A 5,649-nucleotide genomic window follows, 5' to 3' on the forward strand; every position below is an offset into this window, starting at 1 on the left:
CAACAAAACATACCTTGTCCCACGTTTGACTCTAGTTTTATGTTCCTGAGCTGAAGTATATGTGATCTCGGCTTCGCCGTCACTGGCTTACGCCAGGAAAAACATGGGTTTGCCACTCTGACAGACGAAAAGGTATACTCCTGCCTGAATAATTTCGTTGTGTATGAAGGAAATATTGAATGTCTGAAAAAAAATGGTATAGCGAAGAAGATATTGTACTGGCTAAAGATGCGCTTCGTGAGCTCCCGGATCTTTCAAAGAAACGCCTTACTAAAACTGACGTTCTTGAGCAACTGCGTGACCAGATTATCGAGCTGTCAGAGAAAAAAGGTTATAGCATCGAGGATATACGGGATGCGCTTTCTACAGCTGGTATCCCAACCAGTGTGAAAGCAATTCGGGAAATACTGAATAGCAAAAAGAAAACTACAAGCCGGGCCAGCAAAACCAGAAAAAATTCTCAGTCTGAAAGTACGCAAGATTCAATGAACAAAACTGCCTGACCTAATTAGGGGAGCCCCTGGGGGCGGACGGGTGAAAGGTAAACGCTACGAATGTGGCGATTACCTTTCGGCGGGCGGGGGTGATCAGTTTGTTCAGGTTCAACACTGAGCAAACTGAAAGGGCAAAAAAAAGGCGGGGAATTATCCCCACCTGATTAAGATTAGGCTTTAAGCTCCTTCATTTTTTCGGCCATTTCCCACAGCGCACGGTTCAGCTTTACGTCACCGTCAATTCCATTAACGGGGCGGGTACGCTGGAATTTTCCTTTTGCGGTTTTCCCCCATACGCCGCCTTTCGTCATGTTCTCCTGAACGCGCTGATAAGTTGTCCAGAGGTCATCACTTTTGTCTTCATTTCGGCGCGCCTGAAGAACATCATCAGGCACTAGTGGGATATGTTTCCCGACACCTTTATCATCATATTTCCAGTTAAGTGAAATTTCAGCAAAGATACGCTGTTCATCCTTACTGAGGCTGATTTCCTTCATCTCACTGCGTGATTCTTTTACACCGTCGAAAATTTCAAGAACCTCATACGCGCCCTCGATCACCTGCCCGACAACGTCACCTTTGTGCGGAACGCGAATCTCTCCAAAGGTTTTTCCGCAAACCATTCCGTTCATGCAAACGAAGCGGAACATGCCAGGGATCATTTGATAGCTGCTGCTACCATCGTGGCTGTTGAGAAGAATGATTTCTGGCACCTCTTCACCTGCAATTTCACCCTCACGACGCAGGCGCAACATATGTTTGGTATGTTCGCGCTTGCCAATATCACGCGTTCTCGTCTGGCAGGCAAAGAAAGGCTGAAAACCTTCTTTCCTCAGATTGTCCAGCAAAGTGATGGTTGGGATGTACGTATAACGTTCACTGCGTGATTCATGTTTTTCCTCTGAAAATACGCTTGGAACGAAGCGCATAAGTTCATCATTGGTCAATGCACGCTCTTTACGGATAACGTTCGCGGTACGGAAAGATGAAGATAAACGGGCCATGATGATTCTCCTCTGGATTTAAAAGTAACTTTCTTCTGGCGTGAACTTTTTGATGGTGATTCACCATCGCGGAGCGCCGTTGCCGTGATGAAATGACCGGTCCGGACCATAAGTGGCTAATACAAGGGGGCAACCGGAGGCCGCAGCGCAAGCGAACGACCAGAGGGAGAGAGTGCGAACGGGTGAGGATTGCAGGCTTCAGCCTTTCCCCTTGTATTCGTCACGGGCCGGGCCAGTGTCTTTCACGGCAAAGGTGATTCGTGATGAGTCCGTGAACTAAAAAGAGAAACGCCAGAAAGAAGTGGCGGGCTATGCCCGTTTCCTTTCAGGAGCCGTCTTGCGGCGACTGTGGGGGCGGCGCAGGCAAAGCCTGCTGCAAGCCCCTGCGCCGATGGTTGGAGGTATGCCCGGCGTGTAGCCGGGCAGAGCGTTACCAGTCAAAGGTTGGTGCACCTTCTATTTCATCACCTACAGATGAGAAATGAATCATGCTTATGTCGGCCTTATTTCTGGCTCGGGCTATTAATGCCCGTGTCGTTCTGGAAATTCCGAGACGCCTCAGCCTGATAAGCGGGTCGTAAACAGCATCAAGGCGTAATAAGTGCCCCACACCTGAATTTAAGATCCACCCGCTATCCTCATCGCTCGAACTCAAATTCTCTAACAATGTGTTGTCAGCTTCCGTTATATGGGATGTGCTGCACTCCAGTACAGGCCGCAACATCATTCGGGGTAGCTGCACTCGCGCGCCCCAGTTCAGCGCATCGGTAACGTCGTTCCATGCCCATTCCTCATTATCAGGAACGGGCAGCGTCAGCAGGCGGAACGGCACCCCCATACTTCTGGCAAGGATTTCGCCTAATCCGATTACCGGATCGTCACGCTCCCCCAGATCACAACAGGCAATAAATTCACCATCAAGATAGACAGCTTCATCACCGTTATCGAGCTGAATAGCGGTTACACCTCGCGGTGCATTCTGGAGATAATATTTTGGCATTTCTGAATTCTCGGATATGTGGTTTAAAAGCCGCCCCGTTGCGGGGCGGCGTCTGTCATGCGCTTACACGGGTTTGTTCCGTTGAGGTGAGGAAGTGCCCCAGCTCTGCGCAACTCATAGCCGGAATACGAACGGGTTTATGGCGGCGTTCTGCGCGTACCACAATTTTCCCTAGCGCCTGAATACGGCGTGCGATCACGTCAGCAGGAATGATCTCGGCGGGCTTACGCTTGTGAGGACGCTTGTTTTTGTTATTTACAATGTAATCACGGCATGCAATGATAAAGCGGTCTTTCATGATGTATCTCCATCTGAGACAGTTAGTTATCCGGTCTGCTCCAACAGACCGGGGTGAATGAGCAGAGCTTTTAGCTCTGCTTTTTTATTTCTGCTTTGCGTACACCTCCTGCTCTATTCGTTGAATAATTTCGCTATGTTTCATGCTCACACGGTCACGAAAACGGAAGTAGCGGCCACGGTAATAGGCGTAAATATCGGTCACGTCCTCCGCGTACATCTCAGCTAGTTTGAATGACTGATCGTCTCCTTTTCCGTACCAGTCGATAGGCGGCATAACCTCAAGCTGGTCGTTAAAAATTTCCGCAGTGATTTCTTCAACTGGTTTACGCGCGGCTTCACGGATCATTTCAATTGCTTCATTACGGGAAACCAGTACGTACTGTTCGCCCTGCATGTTCAGAACATCCAGCGGCTGTTTACCGTAGCGAGTCACGAACTGCTTACCGTCGTGAATGGCGTCCTCAAAAAACAACTGCCCTTTCGGGTAAAAAACCATATTGTCCATAACTTTCTCCTCGTTGGTTGCCTCCGGCTCCCTTCTGGCGTTTCCCTTTTATTTCCGTTTTCGGAAGCGGGGAGCCCGGGGCCGTGACTACATGACCGCCCCGGCCGCCCGGGCCAGAAACAAGGGCGATGCAGGAAGCCGCAGCGCAAGCGAGCGACCAAAGGGAGTGAGTGCGAACGGGTGAGTGCAGCGGGCTTCAGCCTTACCTTGTTTATGGACCAGGACGGGGCAGCGTCTGTCACGGCCACAGGAGTACCGCGATGTGAGGTAAAAGGGAGGCGCCAGATGAGCCGGGCTTTAGTCCGGCTTCCTTTGCGGCCGCAACGCGACCAGTGAAGCGGCTGCTGCCGTGAGGCAGCTGCAAGCGTGGTTTTCAGGCATCGCTTGCTATCCGTAAGGACGGAGACGCGTGCGGCTCCGCGGAGCGCGGTGGACACTCTGGCCACCACGCGGAGTGCAGGCGACGACCCGGCTACGACGGGGAGCCGAAGGTGCCCAGAGTTTAGCCCTTAGTCCTGGTTTTCTGTCTTTGAGATCATCTACCAGCGACTAACGCCGTTTCGGCACAGATCCTGGTAAAACTGGATCACAACCTGACGTGGAACTTGGTCCGAAAATCACTCTCTCAGCTGGCCCGGATAAAGCAGCGGCAGCAAAAGTCGATGTTTGTTCATTCTTTGCTCACTCTCGGTTCGGAATACCATTTTATGACAAGTAACTTATTGAACTTTCTAGCAAAAAATTTTCGTAGCTTGTGATATTGGTTGCAGAAAACCCTTTTTATAACTCTGCATCAAAGTTAAAATAAGTGCAATTTCTGCACTTTTTCGAGATAATTATGAACGGCTTTGAGTTGCGCCTCTGGCGAAGAGGAATGATGTGGAGCATGGATCGTGCAGCTGAAGAGCTGGGTGTGAGCTTGCGAACCTACAAGGATTATGAAAATTCGCCGAACATAAAGCGCAGTGTCGCCCTGGCAACCGTGACATTATCGCTCCGGGAACAAATGAGCCATCACGCCCGCAACCAGACAAGCGGAGAAGATCTGCGCTTTATGATCAGCGCAATGATTGCTGATACCTTGCGCAGCAGCTGAAGGTGGGCACTGAATCCCCGGCGCTCGATGCGCTGGGGATTCAGCAGGGCAGCAGATTCAGGCGTCACGCTCATCATCATGATGCATCGCAGCAACCGGCAGCAATCCCGAAAAATCAATGCTCATACGGTCGCACAGGTGCATCAGGTTCGCCAGCAGATCCACCATGATGGTTTCGACAGGCTCCCCATCGCGGGCCTGTCCCGTTCTCCTCGCGAAGATACATAACACTTCCGCAGCCAGTGCTGATCGTTCAGCATTATTCATCTCTGCGCCCTCTACCGGCTCAGCCTCTATTATCAGCGAGACCAGCTCAGGAATTGACGCAGCTGTTTGTGCTTGTTCGTTATTCATTGGTGACTCCGGCAATCATCGCTTTAAGGTGCTGTTCCTGCTGTGTAACGGTCATTACGCCATTCATCAGTACCTGGGCAAACCAACTTTTTCCCTTTAACAGAACATATTGGTTCGCATCACCCTGCGCCCGGATTTGTAGCGTCTGATTTTCCTCCGCGGCATGAATTAGCGCCAGCGCCGCCTCAATGCAGGGCAGTAACATAGCGGAATCCGTACCTTCTTCCGGGTTGTCGAAAATCAGGTCGGTTTCACAGTTGATATTGTCCTCAAGCCAGCGGGCAAGTATTTCAAGGCCTTCCGATACTGCTAATTTTTTTGTCATAATGATTTCCTTTCATGCCCGGCCAGCTGGCCGGGCTTTTTTATCAGTCGATTGCACGGAAAATCTGGCTGCTTTCCGGATGTTTGATGATGCTGACATAGTCCTTAAGCGCATCCTGACGATCGACAAGCCCCTGACACGTCATTGCATACTCTTCACCCATTTCGAATAACTTGCATGAGAGGAAATTGAGCACAAAAAGCGTTGCGATGATCCCCACAGCATCCGCAGAAACTTCCTCGTCAAAGTAGTTACCGGGGATGGTCAGGCGATATGTGCCATCGGGCGGCGTGATATACCCGGTAGGGCGGGTTGTGGCAATTTCCGTCCATCCTCCGATCTGGCCAGTAATGCCACGGGGAACCTCAAAGTATCGCCACTTGCCACCGTCATAATTACTGTGTCGTTGCAGGAAGTTAGCAGCCATCTGATCGCCAAGCGGGGGAGGCAAACAGACGGGGGATTAAATTCAGGCGCTGGCGCGGGTGTGTAATTTCAATGCTTGTAACCTGTTCAGTCTGGGCAGTAGTGGTTGATGCGTTCATTTTTATCTCCTTCGGCTTCTTTCTGG

General features: G+C 50.8%; 8 protein-coding genes and 1 pseudogene. 2 read left to right on the plus strand and 7 right to left on the minus strand.

Annotated elements, in window-relative coordinates; all coding sequences use genetic code 11:
* Positions 1-179: 179 nt before the first annotated feature.
* Positions 180-503 (plus strand): molybdopterin-guanine dinucleotide biosynthesis protein MobC, encoded by a 324-nt coding sequence (locus tag FEK66_RS25475; RefSeq protein ID WP_138211654.1) that lies wholly within the window; start codon positions 180-182, stop codon positions 501-503.
* 161 nt (positions 504-664) lie between these two features.
* Here FEK66_RS25475 and FEK66_RS25480 read toward each other — a convergent pair whose 3' ends face one another.
* From FEK66_RS25480 to FEK66_RS25495, 4 genes are all read right to left on the minus strand, one after another.
* Positions 665-1,498, minus strand: a complete 834-nt coding sequence (locus FEK66_RS25480) for a DUF932 domain-containing protein (RefSeq protein ID WP_135495618.1) — start codon at positions 1,496-1,498, stop codon at positions 665-667.
* Between the two features lie 430 nt (positions 1,499-1,928).
* Positions 1,929-2,498: a DUF5983 family protein gene (locus FEK66_RS25840; protein WP_205714139.1), complete on the minus strand. Its 570-nt coding sequence runs from the start codon at positions 2,496-2,498 to the stop codon at positions 1,929-1,931.
* A 55-nt stretch (positions 2,499-2,553) separates the two neighbouring features.
* Positions 2,554-2,796 carry a hypothetical protein gene (locus FEK66_RS25490; RefSeq protein WP_004131756.1) on the minus strand — a complete coding sequence of 81 codons (243 nt, stop codon included), beginning with the start codon at positions 2,794-2,796 and terminating at the stop codon, positions 2,554-2,556.
* A gap of 84 nt (positions 2,797-2,880) precedes the next feature.
* Positions 2,881-3,303 carry a hypothetical protein gene (locus FEK66_RS25495; protein ID WP_135495617.1) on the minus strand — a complete coding sequence of 141 codons (423 nt, stop codon included), beginning with the start codon at positions 3,301-3,303 and terminating at the stop codon, positions 2,881-2,883.
* A gap of 886 nt (positions 3,304-4,189) precedes the next feature.
* Here FEK66_RS25495 and FEK66_RS25500 point away from each other — a divergent pair.
* Entirely contained in the window at positions 4,190-4,399 is a 210-nt protein-coding gene (locus FEK66_RS25500; protein ID WP_240783255.1) for an XRE family transcriptional regulator, read from the plus strand.
* 57 nt (positions 4,400-4,456) lie between these two features.
* Here FEK66_RS25500 and FEK66_RS25505 read toward each other — a convergent pair whose 3' ends face one another.
* The 3 genes and pseudogenes from FEK66_RS25505 to FEK66_RS25515 form a co-directional block, all read right to left on the minus strand.
* Positions 4,457-4,753, minus strand: coding sequence for a hypothetical protein (locus FEK66_RS25505; protein WP_118284088.1), 297 nt, complete (start codon positions 4,751-4,753; stop codon positions 4,457-4,459).
* Between the two features lie 178 nt (positions 4,754-4,931).
* Positions 4,932-5,078: pseudogene (locus FEK66_RS26165) on the minus strand (hypothetical protein); the annotation flags it as partial.
* A gap of 43 nt (positions 5,079-5,121) precedes the next feature.
* Positions 5,122-5,505 (minus strand): antirestriction protein, encoded by a 384-nt coding sequence (locus tag FEK66_RS25515; RefSeq protein ID WP_240782985.1) that lies wholly within the window; start codon positions 5,503-5,505, stop codon positions 5,122-5,124.
* Positions 5,506-5,649: the final 144 nt, after the last annotated feature.

Origin of the sequence: Escherichia sp. E1130, from assembly GCF_005781065.1 — a bacterium.
In the GTDB taxonomy this organism is placed as follows: domain Bacteria; phylum Pseudomonadota; class Gammaproteobacteria; order Enterobacterales; family Enterobacteriaceae; genus Escherichia.